Raw genomic sequence first — 18269 nt, 5'->3', positions numbered from 1 at the left:
ACATAACAACAGCAAGCATTTGCACAAATAAGCCTCTATACTGCGCTTAAACCTATTCTAATATTACTCAGCATTTCAATGCACAGGGGCCTGCGATATGGATGTACTAAGACGTCTTTCTATTGCCAAAAAAATCTACCTAATTCCGCTTATCGGCACCATCAGCTTTATGATTTACCTCGCTTTGGCCAGTAACACCGCGCTGAATAACGTCAATACGTTGGAGCAAACCCGCGATATACAATTTCCGGTACTGCAAGCAGCACAGAGTTCGCTGGTGTTGCTGGAGCGGGTAAAAGATTCGCTCGCCAGTGCCGTTACTACCGGTGATGAAGAAGCTCTGGCCGGCGCTGCCGTGTTCAGCACTCAGCTGACACAGGATTTGGATAAAATCAGCCGGTTAAACCGCGATTACACCACTGAAGTGCAAAACATCCTGCAAAGTTATAGCGCTTATTATCAGGTGGCATATAAGGTATCGCAGGAAATGATCAACAACACCGCCGATTTCAGCACCCTGGCGCAGCGCTCAGAAAAAATGAATGCCGATTACGATAATACCGCGCGTTTACTGGGCCAATTTCGCGACACCAGGCTGCAAGCCTTTACCAGCGCCATAGATGATGCCAGTGAACAAGCCGGCACGCTGATCACTGTCGGCATTATTATGGGCTTAATCACCACTTTGGTGCTGTTTGGTACCGCCTATCCGGTAGCCCGCGGCATTCAAAACAGCCTTGGCAGCATGATCCGCTCATTGCAGGACCTGGCCAAAGAAGACGGCGACCTGACGGTTCGCATTAACACCGGCAGCAAAGATGAACTGGGTGATTTAGCCTACTGGTTTAATACCTTTATGCAAAAGCTGCAGCATGTGGTTAAAGATATCGTCAATACGGCTATTCCGTTGTCAGCGCTGGCAAAAGACTTACATGAGCTGACCGACGACACCAACAAAACCATTGCCGTGCAACGCCAGGCAGCGAATAAGGCCAGAACGGCTGTCGCCGATATGAATGCCAGTGTTGAAGCAGAAGTGCACAGCGCCAATGAAGCCGCAACCGCAGCCAACCAATCCAGCGATGCTGCCGGACAAGGGCAGAAAACGGTAATTTCAACAGTAGATAATATTCGTCAGTTGGCGGGTAATGTGCAGGAAGCCGCCGATGTCATTATGCAACTGGAGAAAGATGCCAACCAGGTCGGCACTGTGCTGAGTGTGATTAAAGGCATAGCTGAGCAAACCAATCTGTTAGCACTGAATGCTGCAATTGAAGCCGCCCGTGCCGGTGAACAGGGCCGTGGCTTTGCTGTGGTAGCCGACGAAGTACGTACCCTGGCTTCACGTACACAAAAATCGACAGAAGAAATTCAACGCACTATTGAGCAACTGCAAAGTGCTGCCCGCTCGGCGGTGCAAAAAATGCAGCAAAGCACCGCCCAGGCTGATAACAGCGTGCAATCAGCCAACCAGGCCGGCGATGCACTGCAGCTGATCACCAGGAGCATTGCGCAAATTCGTCTGATGAACCAGCAAATTGCCGATGCTACCGATGAGCAGCAAAAAATGGCCGGCAATATAGTGCACCATGTTGACGAAATTTTTACCAACACCGGACACAGCTCAGAAAGTGCCGGCAATATTGCCAAGGCCAGTAGTGAGCTGGCTTCTCTGGCACAGAACCTGGAAAATATCACCCGCTTGTTTAGGGTCTGAGAAGTACCCGCTTTGCTTAAACAACAATAGCCGTTACAGACAAAAAAGCCGGTTTATAACAAACCGGCTTTTTTCTGCGTTGAAATAACCTGATTGTGCTTAGCTGTAGTAGTTATCCGGCAGCTCCAGCCGCGCTACACCGGAGGCTACGGCCGCTTCGGCTACCGCTTTGGCAACCCGTGGCAATAAACGTGGGTCCATCGGCTTGGGAATAATATAGGTTTTACCAAAGCTCAGCTCATCTACCTTGGCCGCCGTTAACACTTCCTGCGGTACCGGCTCTTTAGCAATGCCGCGAATCGCGTTTACTGCCGCCAGTTTCATTTCATCGTTAATCACACTGGCACGAACGTCCAGCGCGCCGCGGAAAATAAACGGGAAACACAGCACGTTATTAACCTGATTCGGGTAATCAGAACGGCCGGTCGCCATAATAATATCGTCACGCATCGCATGCGCCAGCGCTGGTTTAATTTCCGGATCCGGATTAGAGCAGGCAAAAATAACCGGCTTAGCCGCCATCAGTTTCAGTGCCTCCGGCGGCAGTACATCGGGGCCGGATACGCCAACAAATACATCGGCACCGGTTAAGGCATCTTCCAGCGTGCGTTTATCGGTATTATTGGCAAACAGCAGCTTGTATTGGTTTAAGTCATTGCGCCGCGTATGGATCACGCCTTTGGTATCCAGCATATAGATATGCTCACGCTGAGCGCCGCACTTTATTAACAGTTCCATACAGGCAATAGCGGCCGCACCGGCGCCCATACAAACGATAATGGCGCTTTTAATATCTTTGCCCTGAATTTCCAGCGCATTCAGCATCCCGGCGGCGGTTACAATGGCCGTGCCATGCTGATCATCATGAAACACCGGAATTTTGCAGCGCTTTATCAGCTCTTTTTCAATCTCAAAACATTCCGGCGCCTTGATATCTTCCAGGTTAATACCACCGAAGGTATCAGCGATATTGGCAACGGTATTGATAAATTCTTCCGTAGTGCGGTGCGACACTTCAATATCAATCGAATCCAGATTGGCAAAGCGTTTGAACAACAGTGCCTTACCTTCCATCACTGGCTTGGATGCCATAGGGCCCAGATTGCCCAGGCCTAAAATAGCGGTACCGTTGGTGATCACTGCCACCAAATTGCCTTTAGCGGTGTACTTGTACACATTGTCGATATCAGCCGCTATTTCACGTACCGGCTCAGCCACACCGGGGCTGTAAGCCAATGCCAGATCTGTCACGGTTTCGGCCGGCTTGCTGATCTCAATACTGATTTTGCCGGGCTTGGGTTCTGCGTGGTAACGCAGCGCTTGTTCTCTGAAATCTGACATCTGTTTTATCCTGCCGTTTGTGTTGTAGGGTCGGGCGCAATGTTATTGTTATGCGGTTAAACCTGAAGGTGGCATATTCTACGGAGCTGCTCCGGAGAAGAGAACCGCAATCAGTCTGATCGTACCAGCGTAAACAGCTGCCGGATGCTATACCACTTTAGTCGTAACCGGACATTGTTATAGCAAGTTCCGCCGGTAGCGCCAAGCCCTGCCAAACTCTGTCCGTTCCAATAGTGGAAAATATTGTCGGCAGTATGCATAACCATCTGCACATCACTGCAAAAGCATGCAGATAAATACGCACACTTAGTGGCTGATTATGGCAGCGCTTAAAACCGCTGATGCCGGCTAACGCACTGAAACTACAGGCGTATAGCCGTCTACACTGAATCAGATTGCTGTGCATAAAAGCTAAATACAGGATTTAAAACTATTTTTTTTAGTAATACCGGCTATTTGCTTAAAAAAGCACCAAAGCTGAATCGCAGGCAGAAAAAAAGCACCCGCAGGTGCTTTTTTCAGTTTCGCAGTAGCAATACCGCTTAACGGTTGCCCAGTACAGAGAAACGTTTTTTGAAGCGATCTACACGGCCGCCTACGTCTAACACTTTTTGCTTACCGGTATAGAACGGGTGGCAAGCTGAGCAAACGTCCAGGTGGATGTCTTTGCACAGTGCAGATTTTGTTTTGAATGAATTACCGCAAGTACAGGTAGCAGTAATTTCTTTGTATTCCGGGTGAATGCCTGGCTTCATGGGTTACCTCGTTAGGGCCGTATCGCTATCCGGTCAAATTGTTGCCGGACACCATACGTAATTACAGTTAATTAAGGGCGCGTAGCTTAATAGATAGCCGGCTAAGTTGCAACAGCTTCAATGCTTGCCGGGATAAATTTTGTTTTACTTGGCATTTCAGCGACCGGTCCTTACACTTGAATGCTGCGTTATAACGGGAACTTGCTGTGATTGTAGTGCGTGTGGCCCTGCCGGTGCCGCTAAGACAACATTTTGATTACCTTATCGACACTGAGCAGCAACCTCAGGTGGGCTGTCGTGTGCTGGTGCCTTTTGGTAACCGCAAACTGGTAGGTATTATTTGGCAGGTTGCGCCGCAAGACCAATTTAACGGCGCTAAATTAAAGGCGGTACTCAAACTGTTGGATAGCGCCCCGGTACTGCCGCCGTTACTGTGTCAGCTGTTAAGCTTTGCCGCCGAATACTACCACCACCCGCTGGGCGAAGTGTTAATCAGTGCCCTGCCCGCCCTGCTGCGCGAAGGCCGCGATCTAACTGACTACCAGCCCAAAGCCTACCGTCTGACAGCCACAGGCCGGCAGCTTGAAGCAACAGCATTAAAACGCGCAGCCAAACAACAAGCACTGTGGCAGGCGTTGCAGTTGCATCAACTGACCGAGTCGGTACTGTTGCAACAACACAGCCGCGCTACTTTAAAGCAACTGCTGGACAAACAGCTGGCTGAAGAAGTTATTGTGCCACCAACGCCTTACACGGCACCAACCAAAGCAGCAGACGGCTTAAAGCTTACTGCCGCTCAGGCGCTGGCCGTCACTGCCGTGGATCAAGCCTGTGGCCGCTTTGAGCGCCTGCTGCTTGAAGGCGTGACCGGCTCGGGTAAAACCGAAGTGTACCTGCAAAGTATTGCCAAATTGCTGCAGACACAGCAGCAGGTATTGTTGATCGTGCCGGAAATTGGCTTAACGCCGCAAACCCTGGCACGGTTTCAGGCACGCTTTGATGTACCGGTACTTTGCTGGCATTCAGCCCTAACCGATAGCGAGCGCTTACATTGCTGGTTACAGGCCGGTAGCGGTGCAGCGGCCATTATTATCGGTACCCGGTCGGCGCTGTTTCTGCCGTTTTGGCGCCTCGGCCTGATTATTATTGACGAAGAGCATGACCAATCGCTGAAACAGCAAGACGGCTTTCGTTACCATGCGCGCGATTTAGCCATTAAACGTGCAGCCTTACAGCACTGCCCTATTCTGCTGGGCTCTGCCACCCCCAGCCTGGAAAGCCTGCACAATGCGCTGAATAAGCGCTTTATTCACCTGCCACTGCCGGATCGCGCCGCCGGACAAGCGCTGCCTAAATTTGAACTGGTCGATTTAAAGCAGCAGGTACTGCAATTTGGCCTGGCCAGCCAGACATTGGCGCACATTAAACAGCAACTGGCGCTGGGGCTGCAGGTGATGTTGTTTTTAAACCGCCGCGGTTTTGCCCCCGCACTCAGTTGCCAGGAATGCGGCTGGTTAACCGAATGCCACCGCTGCAGTGCCTTTACCACTTATCATAAACAAAGCCGCCAGCTGGTATGCCATCATTGTGGTGCCAGCAAAGCCGTGCCGCGCCAATGCGGCGGCTGTGGCAGTACACAGTTAAAACCACTGGGCCAGGGCACTGAACAGTTAGAAGAAAACCTGCAGCAGCTGTTTGCCGACACGGCCATTACCCGGCTGGACCGCGACAGCACGCGACGTAAGGGCGCTTTACATCAGGCGCTGGATGATATTCATCAACATGGCGCCCGCTTAATTGTCGGCACGCAAATGCTGGCGAAAGGCCATCACTTTCCCAATGTCAGCCTGGTGGTGATTGTCGATGTCGATGGCGCACTGTACAGCAGTGATTTTCGCGCACCGGAGCAATTGGCGCAGTTGCTGACCCAGGTAGCCGGCCGTGCCGGCCGGGGCAGCAGCGGCGGCACCGTATTACTGCAAACCCATTATCCGGAACACGCCTTGTTGCAGGACATTATTCAAAATGGCTACGCCTCTTTTGCCCGCAGTGCGCTGCAGGAACGTGAACAAACGCGGTTGCCACCGTTTCAGCACCTGGCGTTATTCAGTGTAGAAGCGCATCAATCTGAGCTTTGCCAACAGTGGCTGCAGCAGCTGGCTGACGCTGCCCGCCAGTTTGCGCAGCTACAATTATTGGGCCCGATACCGGCTCCGCTGGAGCGGCGCGCCGGTAAGTTTCGCTGGCAACTGCAACTGTACAGCCCGGCGCGGCCGGCGCTGCACCATGCTCTGGACGCAGTACTACACCTTATTGCGCAGTGGCCGCTTAGCCGCAAAGTTAAATGGCAACTGGATGTCGACCCAACCGACTTAACTTAAACACAGTGCCGGCAAAGCATTTCCGGTTCTCACTGCCGGCACTAATGCGGTTATGTTTCTTTTTCTGTCTAACCTGGTAGAATAGCGCCACACCGCGTAGTAAGAGTAACCACAAAACCTTATGCCACAAAAAGACTATGTTAAAGCCGCCAGGCCCAAAGCCAATGCCGCTAACCGCAGGCCTGCCCGTAGCAGCGCCAAAGCAGCCGCTCAGGCACCGGGTAAACCCTGGTTGTTGTTAATTGTCACCTTTGTGCTGATCAGCGGCTTTGTGTATTTTTTATGGTTTTTAAATCAACAACCCGCTGTTACTGCACCAACGGCAAAACCGCCGGCCAAAACCGTGAAAAAAGATGAGCTACCGGCCAAGCCAACCGAGGAACCGTACCAATATATCAAAGAGTTGGAAAATAAAGAGGTGAAGGTCGAGGTAGCAGAGCAACAGCAAAGCAGCGGTCCGTACCAAATGCAATGCGGTTCATTCCGTGAACAACAGCAAGCTGAAACCATGAAAGCCCAGATTGCTTTTGCCGGTTTTACCTCAGAAGTACGCCGCACCGAGGGTGAGCGCGGTGTCTGGTATCGTGTAGTGTTAGGGCCTTATGAGTCAAAACGCCAGGCCACGGCCGATCGAAACCGTTTACGGCAACAAAATATTAATACCTGCCAAATCTGGAACTGGTCTTGAAATAACGTCGGCGCAGCCACACTTAAGCCCTGAGTTAATTACGCCACAGGGCAATTTATGACCACTATAGTTTCTGTTCGCCGCGATGGCCATGTCGCCATCGGCGGTGATGGCCAGGTCTCACTTGGCAATACCGTAATGAAGGGCAACGCCCGCAAAGTCCGTCGTTTGTACAACAACAAAGTGATTGCCGGTTTTGCCGGCGGCACCGCCGACGCTTTCACCTTATTTGAACGCTTTGAAGCCAAATTAGAACTGCACCAGGGCCATTTAATGCGTGCAGCGGTTGAGTTAGCCAAAGACTGGCGTACCGATCGTATGCTGCGCAAGCTCGAAGCCCTGCTGGCCGTGGCTGATGCTAATACTTCGCTGATCATTACCGGCAACGGCGATGTGATACAACCCGAGCATGATCTGATCGCCATAGGCAGCGGCGGCCCTTACGCCCAGGCTGCGGCTACTGCACTGCTGCACAATACAGAACTGAGTGCCCGCGACATAGTGGAGAAAAGTCTGACCATCGCCGGTGATATCTGTGTTTACACCAATCAGCATCAGACCATTGAAGAATTATAGGCAGGTAAATTATGTCTGACATGACGCCAAGAGAAATTGTTCACGAGCTGGACCGCCACATTATCGGCCAGAATAAAGCTAAACGCGCGGTGGCCATTGCACTGCGTAACCGCTGGCGTCGCATGCAACTGGAGCCGTCGCTGCGCCAGGAAGTTACGCCGAAAAATATTCTGATGATAGGCCCGACAGGGGTCGGTAAAACCGAAATTGCCCGGCGTTTGGCCAAACTGGCCAACGCGCCCTTTATCAAAGTAGAAGCCACCAAATTCACTGAAGTGGGCTATGTCGGTAAAGAAGTGGAAAGCATTATCCGTGACCTTACCGACAGTGCAGTAAAAATGTTCCGCGAGCAGGCGATTGAGAAAAACCGTTTTCGCGCAGAAGAAGCTGCCGAAGAGCGCATTTTAGATGTGTTGCTGCCACCGGCGAAAGAAGCCTGGGGCGAAACAGACAACAAGCCGGCAACTGACAGCAGTACACGGCAGGTGTTTCGTAAAAAGCTGCGTGAAGGCCAGTTGGATGACAAAGAAATTGAGCTGGATTTAGCTCAACCGAATATCGGTGTAGAAATTATGGCACCGCCCGGCATGGAAGAAATGACGTCTCAGCTGCAAAGCATGTTTCAGAGCCTGGGCAGTGAGAAAAAGAAAAAGCGTAAGCTTAAAATTAAAGATGCTTTGAAGCAGTTGATAGAAGAAGAAGCCGCTAAACTGGTGAATCCGGAAGAGCTGAAAGCGCTGGCATTAGACGCGGTAGAGCAAAACGGCATAGTGTTTCTGGATGAAATCGACAAAATTTGTAAGCGCGGCGAAACCAGCGGTCCGGATGTATCCCGCGAAGGCGTGCAACGTGATCTGCTGCCGCTGATAGAAGGCTGTACAGTAAACACCAAGCATGGCATGGTAAAAACCGACCATATCCTGTTTATCGCTTCCGGTGCCTTTCAAATGAGTAAACCGTCCGATTTAGTGCCGGAGCTGCAAGGTCGTTTACCTATTCGTGTTGAGCTCGAAGCCCTGAGCGCAGCCGACTTCGAACGTATTTTAACCGAGCCCAAAGCCTCACTTACCGAGCAGTCTATTGCGATGCTGGCCACGGAGGGCGTTAAGCTTAGTTTTGACGCCGAAGGTATTAAAAGCCTGGCCGCGGCCGCCTGGCAGGTAAATGAAACCACCGAGAACATCGGCGCCCGTCGTTTGTACACGGTGATGGAACGTCTGTTGGAAGAAATTTCCTACGACGCGGCAGACCACGCCGGTGAACATATTGAGGTTAACGCCGCTTATGTAGAAAAACACTTGGGCGCCCTGGTTAAAGATGATGACTTAAGCCGGTTTATTCTGTAACCATGACTAACTCAGAGCACAGCGCACAAGCTACTCAGCTGCAGGTGAGCAGCCTGCATTACCACCGCCACAGCCGGATGCTGGACGTCACGTTCAGCGAGGGCTCTGTGGTGACTTTTAGTGCAGAGTTTTTGCGCGTGTTCTCGCCCTCGGCCGAGGTGCGTGGCCACGGTAAGCCCAAGCTGGTGAGCAATAAAAAGCAGGTTGGCATCAGCAAACTGCAACCGGTTGGCCATTATGCGGTAAAGCTGGTGTTTGACGATGGCCATGACAGCGGCATTTACAGTTGGCCCTATTTACACCAGTTGGCACAACAACAAAGCAACTTATGGCAGAACTACTTACAGCAACTGGCCAATGCCAACGCTAACCGGGAAGCGTTAATTCCGGTTAGCGTGCGGCGCTAAAAAGCTCAGGCCTGAAAACGGTCGACTGATTGATGTAACCGCGCGGCTTGCTGCGCAACCTCTTCGCTTATCGCCGCATTGTGTTTGGCATGGCCGTAGGTTTCGTCTGACAAATCGCGAATTTTCACCACGTTTTTATTCACTTCAGCGGCAACATGGCTTTGCTCTTCAATGGCAGCCGCTATTTGCGTGGTCATATCCATAATATTGGTAACATCCTGGGTAATTTCGGTCAGCAGTTGCATCGCCACATTAGCTTGCTCTGCACTTTCACTGCCCTGCTGACGACAGCCCTGAATAACCTGCACTATTTCATTGGTGCGCCCCTGTAAGCCCCCTACTATGCTTTCTATTTGCCGCGTCGACTCCTGAGTTCGCATCGCCAGGTTACGCACCTCGTCGGCTACCACGGCAAAACCACGGCCCTGCTCGCCGGCACGTGCAGCTTCAATGGCGGCATTTAACGCCAGCAAATTTGTCTGTTCAGCAATACCGCGGATCACATCCAGCACTGAACCGATAGTTTTGCTGTCTTTTTCTAACTCAGAAACAACATTGGTGGCATTTTGCAATCGTTCTGACAGTGTATTGATGCGCTGCACGGTTTGCTGCACTTCGGCACGGCCGCTTTGCGCGTTCTGATTGGTCGCTTCGGCTTTTGCGGCAGTAGTCTCGGTGTTGCTGGCAATTTCATTGATAGTAGCGCCCATCTCAGTGACGGCTGTAGCCACCATATCGGTTTCGTTTTGCTGCTGTTGCATGCCGCGGCTGGTATCAGCGGTAGAGCGTGCCAGCTCATTGGTAGCGGTATCAAGCATTTCCAGTGCCTGGTTTACCGTTTTAATTAAATCCTGAAAATCGCCCAGCATGGCGTTGAAGTCTGTGGCCAGAGTGGTCATTTCATCTTTACCGTCTACTGCCACCCGCATGCGAAAATCGTTGTTAGCGCGGATCAGACCTATGGCTTCACACACTTCCATTACCGGACGCAAAATACTGCGGCTGGTTAGCCCCACTAACAATAATACAACCGCTAACACCAGCACAAAAACCGCGATGGCTAAACGTTCTGTTGCATTAACGGCTGCCGTTATCGCTAAACCGGTTTGTTCAGACAGCTGCTTCAGGCTGGTTTCCGTGCTGTGGATAGCTGCGCGCATCTCACCGGTAGCGCCTTCTGTTTCACTCAAACCAATTTGCTGCGTAGCCTGCACCAAAGCCATAAAACGTTGGTTGTAACTATCGGCCAGAGTTTTACTGGCAGGGTCTGCCGCCAGCCCCTGCGATAACTGCGCAAAGGTGTCGGCAAAGCGCTCACTGTAAGCCAAATCTTTACGCAGTAAAAAATCTTTCTCAGCCCGGCGCAGCTGCAATACTAATACCATTAGATCGTCGCGGTTTAATTGCTCAAAGCGCTGTTCCAACTGCTGCACAGTCTGGCGCAGCTCGCCCATTAAGCCTGTCTCAGGCGTTAAGCCCAGCCGCTGTTGTGCACTGACCAACTGATTAAAGGTTTGCTGATAGCTGGCTGTCAGCGTAAGAAAGCTCTGCAGCGGTTCCCGCGCAATACCGTGCTGCAGTAATAACGCATCAAGCTCTGTCGCACGTTGCTGCATCTGCTGGTAATGGTCATTCAGCCGCTGCTGATAGCGCAGCTCGGTGCGCATAACAAAGTCTTTTTCGTGGCGGCGGAACATCAGCACATCGGTGCTGATTTGCTCAACCAACTGCTGGGTTCGGGCCAGGCTGGTCAGTTGTCCGCCCTGATAAAACAGAATAAACAACATAATGCCCATCGCCACAACAAGGGCACCGCCATTAATAAACAAACGCTGCTTTATCGACAATCGTCGCAACTGACTCATTTTTCTACCACCGGTAATTGTTAACAGTTTTCTTGAGAATAGCCCGGCATGAGAAAAAAGCTGCTGTTTTTTACTGATAAATGTTTAGTTGCATAACGAATAGGCAATCAGGCAGCTAACTGTCCCCAATGCCGCACCAGCTATAACATCCAGCGGGAAATGCACCCCCAACATTATGCGTGACATGCCAATACAGACAGCCCAACACAACGCCAAAGGAAAAAACAGCGGAAAGTACAACGCAACGGCGGTAGCAACGACAAAGGCGCCAGCCGTATGGCCGGACGGTAAGCTAAAGCGGTCGGACGGGGTAATATGCGCACAAATAAAAGCGGTAAGCGTATCTGCCGGCCGTGCCCGTTTGATGCTGTTTTTCAGCATCAGGTACAGCGGTAATTCCACCGCGAAAGCAGCCAGCAACAGCAAAGTGAAATCGGCGGCAGCCAGCACTTCAAAGCAAACCAACAGCACAGCCAACACCAGATAAAGCGGGCCATCCGCAGTTTTTGATAACCAGTAACTGCTGATAAACATCTGCCGCGACGTACTGCGGCTGAACAGTCGGCAAAAAAAGCTGTGGTCCCATTGTTCCAGACGTTTCAGTAGCATGCTTGTGCCTCGTCATCTGCTCTGACTCAACACAGCCTAACCCCGCTTTGTGACGCTACAATGACAATTGGCGCCGGCAAAATGCTAACGCATCGGCCTCAGATAACGGCTTGGCAATATAGTAGCCCTGTACGGCATCACACGACATATTTTTCAGCAACTGCAACTGCACAGCTGTTTCCACGCCTTCGGCTAAAATACGCTTGCCCAGACCATGCGCCAGTTTAATCATGGTTTTAACTATCATCATGTCGGAATCATTACCGGCCATGTCCATAACAAAACTGCGATCAATTTTAATCTTGTCTATCGGCATGCGGCGCAAGTATGCCAACGAAGAATAGCCGGTGCCAAAATCATCAATAGAGACCCGAATGCCCATTTGCTGCAGCTCCATCACGTGATTCGAGCCTTTTTCCATATCATGCATAGCCGTGTTCTCGGTGATCTCCAGCTCCAGCAGCTCAGGCGATACCTGATATTGCTGCAATAACTGGCGGATTTTTTGTTTTAAACCATCTTGCTGAAAATGTAACGATGACATATTCACTGCAAAAGGGATCTGTAACTGCTGCTGTTTCCAACGGCTCAGCGTCGCCACCGCTTTGTGCAGGATCCAAAAATCCAGTTGCCGGCTTAACCCCAACTGCTCGACAAAAGGCAAAAACTGGCCGGGCATTAAAAAGCCCCGGCCGGGATGCTGCCAACGCACCAACACCTCAAATGCATCCAATTTGTTGTCACGAACATTCAACTGCGGCTGGAAATACAGGACAAATTCATCGTTTTGCATGCCGGCCAGCAGCTCAGTTTCCCAACTGATTAACCGCGCCGATTCATCTTCCATGCCGGTTTGATAGGCCAAACACTTTTGCTGTATGCGTTTGGCCTGATGAAAAGCAATGTTGGCTTTTTGCAGCAAACTGTCTGCAGTCTTGCCATCTTGCGGCGAACAAGCCAGGCCAATGGTGCAACTCAGTTTCAGCTGGCCGTTTTCCAGCATAAAAGGCTTTTCGACCAGTTGCTGTAAATGACGCAACGCGAACTGCAGTTGGATGTCATTGCTGATATCAGTCAGTACCAGGGCGAAAATATCGCCACCGGTGCGGGCAATTAAAGCCGGTTTTAAAATACTGTTGTCAAAACGCAGGTTAAGCTGGCGCAGTATTAAGTCGCCTTGCTTTAAACCAACAGATTCATTGACGGTTTTAAATTTATCCAGCCCCAGCATCAACAAATAAATCGGCCCGGGCTGCTGAGCCAAGGCCTCTTCCAGCCTTACTAATAAGGCATCGCGGTTCAGCGCGCCGGTTAACTGGTCGTAATGGTTCAGGTAGCGGGTTTTTTCGGTAAGTTGCAAATTAGTATTGCGCTCATGTTCCTGTAACCAGATCAGCAGCGCCAGGCCTAAGCAACATAACAGAAACAATTCTGCGCATTTGTACACTAATACCCATGCCAGAGCGGGCACATTTTGCTCCGCCAACAGTTGCCACAAGGCAAAGCTGATATACAGCATGCCCCACAGTGTCATGCTGATCACCGCCAGCTTTTGCCCTAAAGAATGCTCAACACGTGGCAATAAGCCGACGGCGGCACTCAGTAAGATGATACCCATTAACAGCAAGCGGATTGACACGCGAAAATACAGTTGCCAATCGCTCAGTGCATCTGTCAGGGCAAAAGGCAACACACAAAGTAATGATAAGACGCTGAATATCAGCAACAGTTGGACGCCGGACAACTGCAGCAACATATGCTTGCTGTTGTCGCGGGTCTGCAACATGCCGCGCAACAAAAACACCGCAAATACATAACTGCTACAGATAACAACGAAGTACAGTAGCGCATCAAGCACAGCGTTGCTGTTACCTGCACCATGTATTATCGCGCCAAGCTGATAAACCGCAAAAGCCAGCAAGGCCATAAACCAGGATCTGATATAGGCTTGTTGATATATACGGCTGAAATTCCACAACAGATAACTCAGAAGCAGTGCCACACCCAGTTGGGTGAAGTAAATAGCAATTCTGGCAAATAGTTCAGGCGCCACAGCAGTTACCTGTTGAGTATCAGACCAACACCTTAACAAATAATCTGTTGCAGCGACAATAAGCTCCCCAACAGAAAAGTATGAAAAGCCAATAATAATAATAGTTTGAGCTTAGCCGGGTCGGCGCTATACTGTGAGGCACATCCCTACCCTGCCGGAGCGCACCATGGAATACAACACATCTGAATTATGTGATCTATACGCCGATTTAGTCGATGTGGTTGAACCGCTGTTTGCCAGCTACGGTGGCCGGCGTTCTTTTGGCGGCCAGATCCACACGGTAAAATGCTTTGAAGATAACGGCTTAGTGCGGCAAATGTTAGCAGACCCCGGCGTTGGCAAGGTACTGCTGATTGACGCCGGCGGCTCAGCCCGCCGTGCCATTATTGATGCCGAGTTAGCCTCTGTTGCTGCGGCTAACGGCTGGGAAGGCATTGTTTGCTATGGCAGTGTGCGTGACCTGGACCTGTTAGAAGACTTCGATATTGGTATCCACGCCGTTAATGCCATTCCGGTTGGCGCCGACGATAAGGGCTTTGGCGAAACCGAAGTACCGGTAAACTTTGCCGGTGTAACCTTTTTGCCAGGCGACCACCTGTACGCCGACAGCACCGGCATTATTATGTCGCCGGATGCGCTGGATATCGAATAAGCTGCAGCCTGGTTATGCTGAATCTGATTACACAACAGCAACTTAGCCGTTACTGCAGCAGCCGTAGCGGCGAAACCCGGCTTGGCGAAGCCATACAGCTGGCACAACCCCGGCTGGATTTAGCTGAGCAATTGGCGCAGGCCAGGGCCAGCGGTTGCCGTTTTGTATTACTGGGCATACCGGAAGATATCGGCCCCAGAGCCAATTTGGGCCAACCCGGTGCCGATGCCGGTTGGCAGGCGTTCTTAACTAAATTTCTCAACTTGCAAAGCAACAGCTTTATCCGCGCCGCGGACATTTTGTTGCTCGGCAATATCCGCTGTGATGATCTGCAACAAAGCGCGCAGAACGCTGATGTGCACCAGCTCAGGCAACTGGTTGAAACTTTAGACAGCCGTGTTAGCGCGGTAGCAGAGGCCATTTTTGCCGCAGACCTGTTGCCGGTGGTAATAGGCGGTGGCCACAATAACAGCTACCCGCTGCTGAAAGCTCTGGCAAGCGTAAGCGGCCACAGCGCCAATAGTGCCAACCTGGACCCTCATTCCGATTTTCGCCCGTTAGAAGGCCGTCACAGCGGTAATGGCTTTAGCTATGCACAGCACGCCGGCTACCTGCAACATTACTTTGTGCTGGGCTTACATGAATTAAAAAATTCGGCTGCCACCTTGGCTCAGCTGCAACAAGCCGGTGCAGAATATTGCAGCTATCAGCGTATTTTTGTGCGGCAGGAGCTAAGTTATCAGCAAGCGTTAGAGCAGTGTATCGACTTTGTGGTGCAAGGCCACGGCGATATTGGTATTGAACTGGATACTGACAGCATCAGCCTGATGCCGGTCAGTGCTTTTACCAATTGCGGTATCAGCGTACAAGCAGCTGAGCAGTTTGTTTATCAACTGGCTAAGTTACCGCGCAGCCGCTATCTGCATTTGGCAGAAGCCGCACCGGCACAACATCCGGCGGGTTTGGCTGCCGGTAGTAATGAAGCCGGCCAGGTATTAGCCGCGCTGGTTTATGCCTTTGTGCAAGGCAAGCAAGATCAGGCTACGGCGCTGTAGTTTCATTTTGTTGCCACTGTTTTAGCCATACAGCAAAACCGCTTAACTCAAAGGGTCGGGAATACAAAAAGCCCTGGCCACGGCTACAGCCCATGCGCAGTAGTTTTTGCTCAACCTCTACCTCTTCCACCCCTTCAGCAATAACCCCTAAGCTGAGGTTACGCGCCATATCTATAATAGCGCCGGTAATAGCCGAATGCATATCAGACTTGTGCAACTCGTTAATAAAAGAACAATCTACCTTTACATGCTGAATGGGCAGTTGCCGTAAATAAGCCAGCGACGAAAACCCGGTGCCAAAGTCGTCAAGCGCTAATTCCACGCCAAGCCGGTGCAAACGTTGCATCATGCTCATGGCTTTTTCCGGATTAGCCACCAGTGCACTTTCTTTCAGCTCCAGCATCATTTGCTGTGGTTTAACCTGATACTTTTCAAACAGCTGCTCCAGGCTGTCAATTAATTCGTCATGCAGCAAATCTTTACTGGAAATATTAACCGCAATTTTGCAGTCAAGCTGCGCCTGATTCAGCGTTGCCAGCATGGCAACGGCTTCATTTAATACCCATTGGGTTAGCGAATATATAACGCCCATCTCTTCTGCCAGTGCTAAAAACACATCGGGGGTCAGTAAGCCTTTCGTCGGATGACGCCAGCGCAGATACACCTCACCGGCTAACACCTGGCGGCTTTGCATATCAATTTGCGGCTGCACATATAACGCCAGTTGGCCGTCAGTGATCGCCTGACGTAACCCGGCCATCAGCGCCAAGCGGTCACTGGTGTAGTGCAGCATGTCAGCAGTAAATACCTGGCTCTTACCCTGCAGCACGCTGTGATGCTGTTGTGCCAGATAAGCGCGCTCCAGCAGTTCACTTAATTGGCTGCCATGCTCCGGGTAGTGCGCAATGCCGCACAGCAAGCGGTAGTCCACTGCACAACCATGTACTATCATGGCTTCCGGCACATTTTTTTCCAGATTGTCGGCCAAATACTCCGCCAGGTGCGGCTTATCGCTACTGTCGAGCCAAACGGCAAAATCTACCCCGCCTAAATGGCACAGCCGGACAGGATCTTGCTGGCGAAACTCAAAGGTCAGCGCCTGCTCTGCAGGTTTTAGTTGATCATTAATACGCTGCGCTATCTGCGCCAATACCAGATTACTGTTACTGTGCCCCAGCAACTGGTTAATGTGCTCAAAGCGACTTATTTTAATCAGCAGCAACGAGTATTGCTGTTCCGGCGCACGCAGCAACAGCTGCTCTAATTGTTGTTGCAGGAAGAATTTATTTGGCAAACCACTGATATCGTCATGCAGCGAATAAAATCCCAACGGACCGGCTTTCTTTGCCTGGCGGCTTTTGCGCAGTTTATGTAAATCAAATTTCAGCTTAAACAGATAAATAAAGCTCAGCAGCAACAAGCCACTGAGCAAGCTGATAACCGACACTGCGGACGACTCTGTTTGAGCAGCCAGCGGAAAACTAAACAGGGTTAAACTAAGCAGCCGATAATGCACAGCGGGACTCCAGCGTAATTTATGTTATCAGCTTAATCTAAAATAACCCGATGTAAAGCGGCTTAACGGCGATAGCTAACCTCTTTACCATTAATAATCAGCTGTTTAAGTGAATTTACACCAAATTGGTAGCATAACTCTGCCGGGCGGCTTATGGCATAACAGGCAAAGTCAGCCCGCTGCCCTACCGCCAGAGTACCACGGTCTGATAAGCCAAGTGCGGTGGCTGCATGCCGGGTTACGCCCAGTAAAGCTTCTTCCGGGGTTAAACGAAACAGCGTGCAGGCCATATTCAACATTAACGGTAAGGAGCACAGCGGCGAGGTGCCGGGGTTTAAATCGGTGGCCACTGCCATCGGCACGCCGTATTGACGCAGCAGTGCAATCGGCGGCAGCTGAGTTTCGCGTAAAAAGTAAAACGCGCCGGGTAGTAGTACCGCAACGCTGCCGGCTTTGGCCATGGCGGCAACACCTGCTTCATCCAGAAACTCGATATGATCCGCCGACAAACCGCCAAACTGTGCCACTAAGGCACTGCCACCCAGGTTAGATAATTGCTCGGCGTGGGCTTTAACCGGCAACCCCAGTGCTGTAGCAGCAGTAAATACTTTGCGTGTTTGTTCAAGGCTAAAACCTATACCCTCGCAAAATACGTCCACGGCATCGACCAGCCCAAGTGCATGCAACTGCGGCAACATCTGACACACGGCTTCAATGTAGCCATCAGCATCATTGTTAAATTCGGCCGGCAAGGCATGGGCGCCTAAAAAGGTTTTTTGTACGCTTGCCGGATGGTGCTTATCCAGCTCAGCGGCAACTTCAAGGATTTTTTGCTCACTGGCCAAATCGAGGCCATAGCCGGATTTTATTTCTACCGTGGTAACGCCTTGTGCCAGCAAGGTATTCAGCCGGTCTTTGGCTAACACAAATAAGTCGGCATGGCTGGCTGCGCGCGTCGCCGCTACCGTCGCTTTGATACCGCCGCCGGCCGCAGCAATATCCTGATAACTGGCGCCATTCAGGCGCATTTCAAACTCATTGGCACGGTTACCGGCGTATACCAAATGCGTATGGCAATCAATAAAACCCGGCAGCAGCCACTGCCCCTGTGCGTCATACAGCGGAGTAGCCAAAGCATCAAATGGCGGCAAATCAGCTTTACTGCCAACAAAAACAATTACGCCATCTTTAACGGCCAGGGCGTCGTTTTCTATGCTGCCATAGGCAGTGCCGTTGTCAGTCATGGTGGCGATATTGGCGTTAATCCAGATGGCATCAAACTGCTGCATAAGGGCATCCTGTAAGTGG

The 18269-nt window shown here is 51.1% G+C and carries 15 protein-coding genes; 8 read left to right on the top strand and 7 right to left on the bottom strand.

Going from position 1 to position 18269, the window contains the following annotated elements; translation table 11 throughout:
- The first annotated feature begins 97 nt into the window (after positions 1 to 97).
- Complete coding sequence (locus ACTZWV_RS04420; RefSeq protein WP_444785375.1) at positions 98 to 1717, top strand: methyl-accepting chemotaxis protein; 1620 nt, start codon at positions 98 to 100, stop codon at positions 1715 to 1717.
- Positions 1718 to 1816: 99 nt separating this feature from the next.
- On the opposite strand, the gene ACTZWV_RS04415 is transcribed toward ACTZWV_RS04420, so the two are convergent.
- Together ACTZWV_RS04415 and rpmE are read right to left on the bottom strand one after the other, a co-directional pair.
- The gene (locus ACTZWV_RS04415) at positions 1817 to 3058 is read right to left on the bottom strand and encodes a malic enzyme-like NAD(P)-binding protein (RefSeq protein WP_444785374.1); all 1242 of its coding nucleotides are present in this window, start codon (positions 3056 to 3058) and stop codon (positions 1817 to 1819) included.
- Between the two features lie 542 nt (positions 3059 to 3600).
- On the bottom strand, positions 3601 to 3813 hold the full coding sequence (gene rpmE / locus ACTZWV_RS04410) for a 50S ribosomal protein L31 (RefSeq protein WP_092792296.1): 213 nt from the start codon (positions 3811 to 3813) through the stop codon (positions 3601 to 3603).
- Between the two features lie 206 nt (positions 3814 to 4019).
- On the opposite strand from rpmE, the gene priA reads away from it, so the two are divergent.
- From priA to ACTZWV_RS04385, 5 genes are all read left to right on the top strand, one after another.
- On the top strand, positions 4020 to 6194 hold the full coding sequence (priA, locus tag ACTZWV_RS04405; RefSeq protein ID WP_444785373.1) for a primosomal protein N': 2175 nt from the start codon (positions 4020 to 4022) through the stop codon (positions 6192 to 6194).
- A 121-nt stretch (positions 6195 to 6315) separates the two neighbouring features.
- Complete coding sequence (locus tag ACTZWV_RS04400) at positions 6316 to 6882, top strand: SPOR domain-containing protein (protein WP_444785372.1); 567 nt, start codon at positions 6316 to 6318, stop codon at positions 6880 to 6882.
- A 57-nt stretch (positions 6883 to 6939) separates the two neighbouring features.
- Positions 6940 to 7458, top strand: a complete 519-nt coding sequence (gene hslV, locus ACTZWV_RS04395) for an ATP-dependent protease subunit HslV (RefSeq protein WP_444785371.1) — start codon at positions 6940 to 6942, stop codon at positions 7456 to 7458.
- An 11-nt stretch (positions 7459 to 7469) separates the two neighbouring features.
- Complete coding sequence (gene hslU, locus ACTZWV_RS04390; protein ID WP_444785370.1) at positions 7470 to 8804, top strand: HslU--HslV peptidase ATPase subunit; 1335 nt, start codon at positions 7470 to 7472, stop codon at positions 8802 to 8804.
- A gap of 2 nt (positions 8805 to 8806) precedes the next feature.
- Positions 8807 to 9211 carry a gamma-butyrobetaine hydroxylase-like domain-containing protein gene (locus ACTZWV_RS04385; RefSeq protein ID WP_444785369.1) on the top strand — a complete coding sequence of 135 codons (405 nt, stop codon included), beginning with the start codon at positions 8807 to 8809 and terminating at the stop codon, positions 9209 to 9211.
- A 5-nt stretch (positions 9212 to 9216) separates the two neighbouring features.
- Here the strand turns inward: ACTZWV_RS04385 and ACTZWV_RS04380 are convergent, their stop codons facing one another.
- From ACTZWV_RS04380 to ACTZWV_RS04370, 3 genes are all read right to left on the bottom strand, one after another.
- Entirely contained in the window at positions 9217 to 11076 is a 1860-nt protein-coding gene (locus tag ACTZWV_RS04380) for a methyl-accepting chemotaxis protein (RefSeq protein WP_444785368.1), read from the bottom strand.
- Between the two features lie 84 nt (positions 11077 to 11160).
- Entirely contained in the window at positions 11161 to 11685 is a 525-nt protein-coding gene (locus ACTZWV_RS04375; RefSeq protein WP_444785367.1) for a phosphatase PAP2 family protein, read from the bottom strand.
- A 55-nt stretch (positions 11686 to 11740) separates the two neighbouring features.
- Complete coding sequence (locus ACTZWV_RS04370; protein WP_444785366.1) at positions 11741 to 13738, bottom strand: putative bifunctional diguanylate cyclase/phosphodiesterase; 1998 nt, start codon at positions 13736 to 13738, stop codon at positions 11741 to 11743.
- Positions 13739 to 13904: 166 nt separating this feature from the next.
- Here ACTZWV_RS04370 and rraA point away from each other — a divergent pair, with 166 nt between their 5' ends.
- Both rraA and ACTZWV_RS04360 read left to right on the top strand, forming a co-directional pair.
- Positions 13905 to 14390 (top strand): ribonuclease E activity regulator RraA, encoded by a 486-nt coding sequence (gene rraA, locus ACTZWV_RS04365; protein WP_173499304.1) that lies wholly within the window; start codon positions 13905 to 13907, stop codon positions 14388 to 14390.
- Positions 14391 to 14404: 14 nt separating this feature from the next.
- Positions 14405 to 15445, top strand: a complete 1041-nt coding sequence (locus ACTZWV_RS04360; protein WP_444785365.1) for a formimidoylglutamase — start codon at positions 14405 to 14407, stop codon at positions 15443 to 15445.
- On the opposite strand, the gene ACTZWV_RS04355 is transcribed toward ACTZWV_RS04360, so the two are convergent.
- Together ACTZWV_RS04355 and hutI are read right to left on the bottom strand one after the other, a co-directional pair.
- Positions 15432 to 16961, bottom strand: a complete 1530-nt coding sequence (locus tag ACTZWV_RS04355) for a putative bifunctional diguanylate cyclase/phosphodiesterase (protein ID WP_444785364.1) — start codon at positions 16959 to 16961, stop codon at positions 15432 to 15434. The two genes, ACTZWV_RS04360 and ACTZWV_RS04355, sit on opposite strands and share 14 nt — an antisense overlap.
- A gap of 62 nt (positions 16962 to 17023) precedes the next feature.
- Positions 17024 to 18250, bottom strand: a complete 1227-nt coding sequence (gene hutI, locus ACTZWV_RS04350; RefSeq protein ID WP_444785363.1) for an imidazolonepropionase — start codon at positions 18248 to 18250, stop codon at positions 17024 to 17026.
- Positions 18251 to 18269: the final 19 nt, after the last annotated feature.

This window comes from Rheinheimera sp. NSM, assembly GCF_052380015.1.
Lineage (GTDB): Bacteria > Pseudomonadota > Gammaproteobacteria > Enterobacterales > Alteromonadaceae > Alishewanella.
Note: the sequence above shows the minus strand (reverse complement) of the source record. Positions and strands in the feature narration are given on the sequence as shown.

Excerpts from the sequence above, each read along its gene's own strand:
- hslU (WP_444785370.1), top strand. The coding sequence starts at position 7,470 with ATGTCTGACATGACGCCAAGAGAAATTGTTCACGAGCTGGACCGCCAC.
- hslV (WP_444785371.1), top strand. The coding sequence starts at position 6,940 with ATGACCACTATAGTTTCTGTTCGCCGCGATGGCCATGTCGCCATCGGC.
- ACTZWV_RS04415 (WP_444785374.1), bottom strand. The coding sequence starts at position 3,058 with ATGTCAGATTTCAGAGAACAAGCGCTGCGTTACCACGCAGAACCCAAG.
- ACTZWV_RS04400 (WP_444785372.1), top strand. The coding sequence starts at position 6,316 with ATGCCACAAAAAGACTATGTTAAAGCCGCCAGGCCCAAAGCCAATGCC.
- rpmE (WP_092792296.1), bottom strand. The coding sequence starts at position 3,813 with ATGAAGCCAGGCATTCACCCGGAATACAAAGAAATTACTGCTACCTGT.
- ACTZWV_RS04360 (WP_444785365.1), top strand. The coding sequence starts at position 14,405 with ATGCTGAATCTGATTACACAACAGCAACTTAGCCGTTACTGCAGCAGC.
- ACTZWV_RS04385 (WP_444785369.1), top strand. The coding sequence starts at position 8,807 with ATGACTAACTCAGAGCACAGCGCACAAGCTACTCAGCTGCAGGTGAGC.
- ACTZWV_RS04375 (WP_444785367.1), bottom strand. The coding sequence starts at position 11,685 with ATGCTACTGAAACGTCTGGAACAATGGGACCACAGCTTTTTTTGCCGA.
- hutI (WP_444785363.1), bottom strand. The coding sequence starts at position 18,250 with ATGCAGCAGTTTGATGCCATCTGGATTAACGCCAATATCGCCACCATG.
- ACTZWV_RS04420 (WP_444785375.1), top strand. The coding sequence starts at position 98 with ATGGATGTACTAAGACGTCTTTCTATTGCCAAAAAAATCTACCTAATT.
- ACTZWV_RS04380 (WP_444785368.1), bottom strand. The coding sequence starts at position 11,076 with ATGAGTCAGTTGCGACGATTGTCGATAAAGCAGCGTTTGTTTATTAAT.
- rraA (WP_173499304.1), top strand. The coding sequence starts at position 13,905 with ATGGAATACAACACATCTGAATTATGTGATCTATACGCCGATTTAGTC.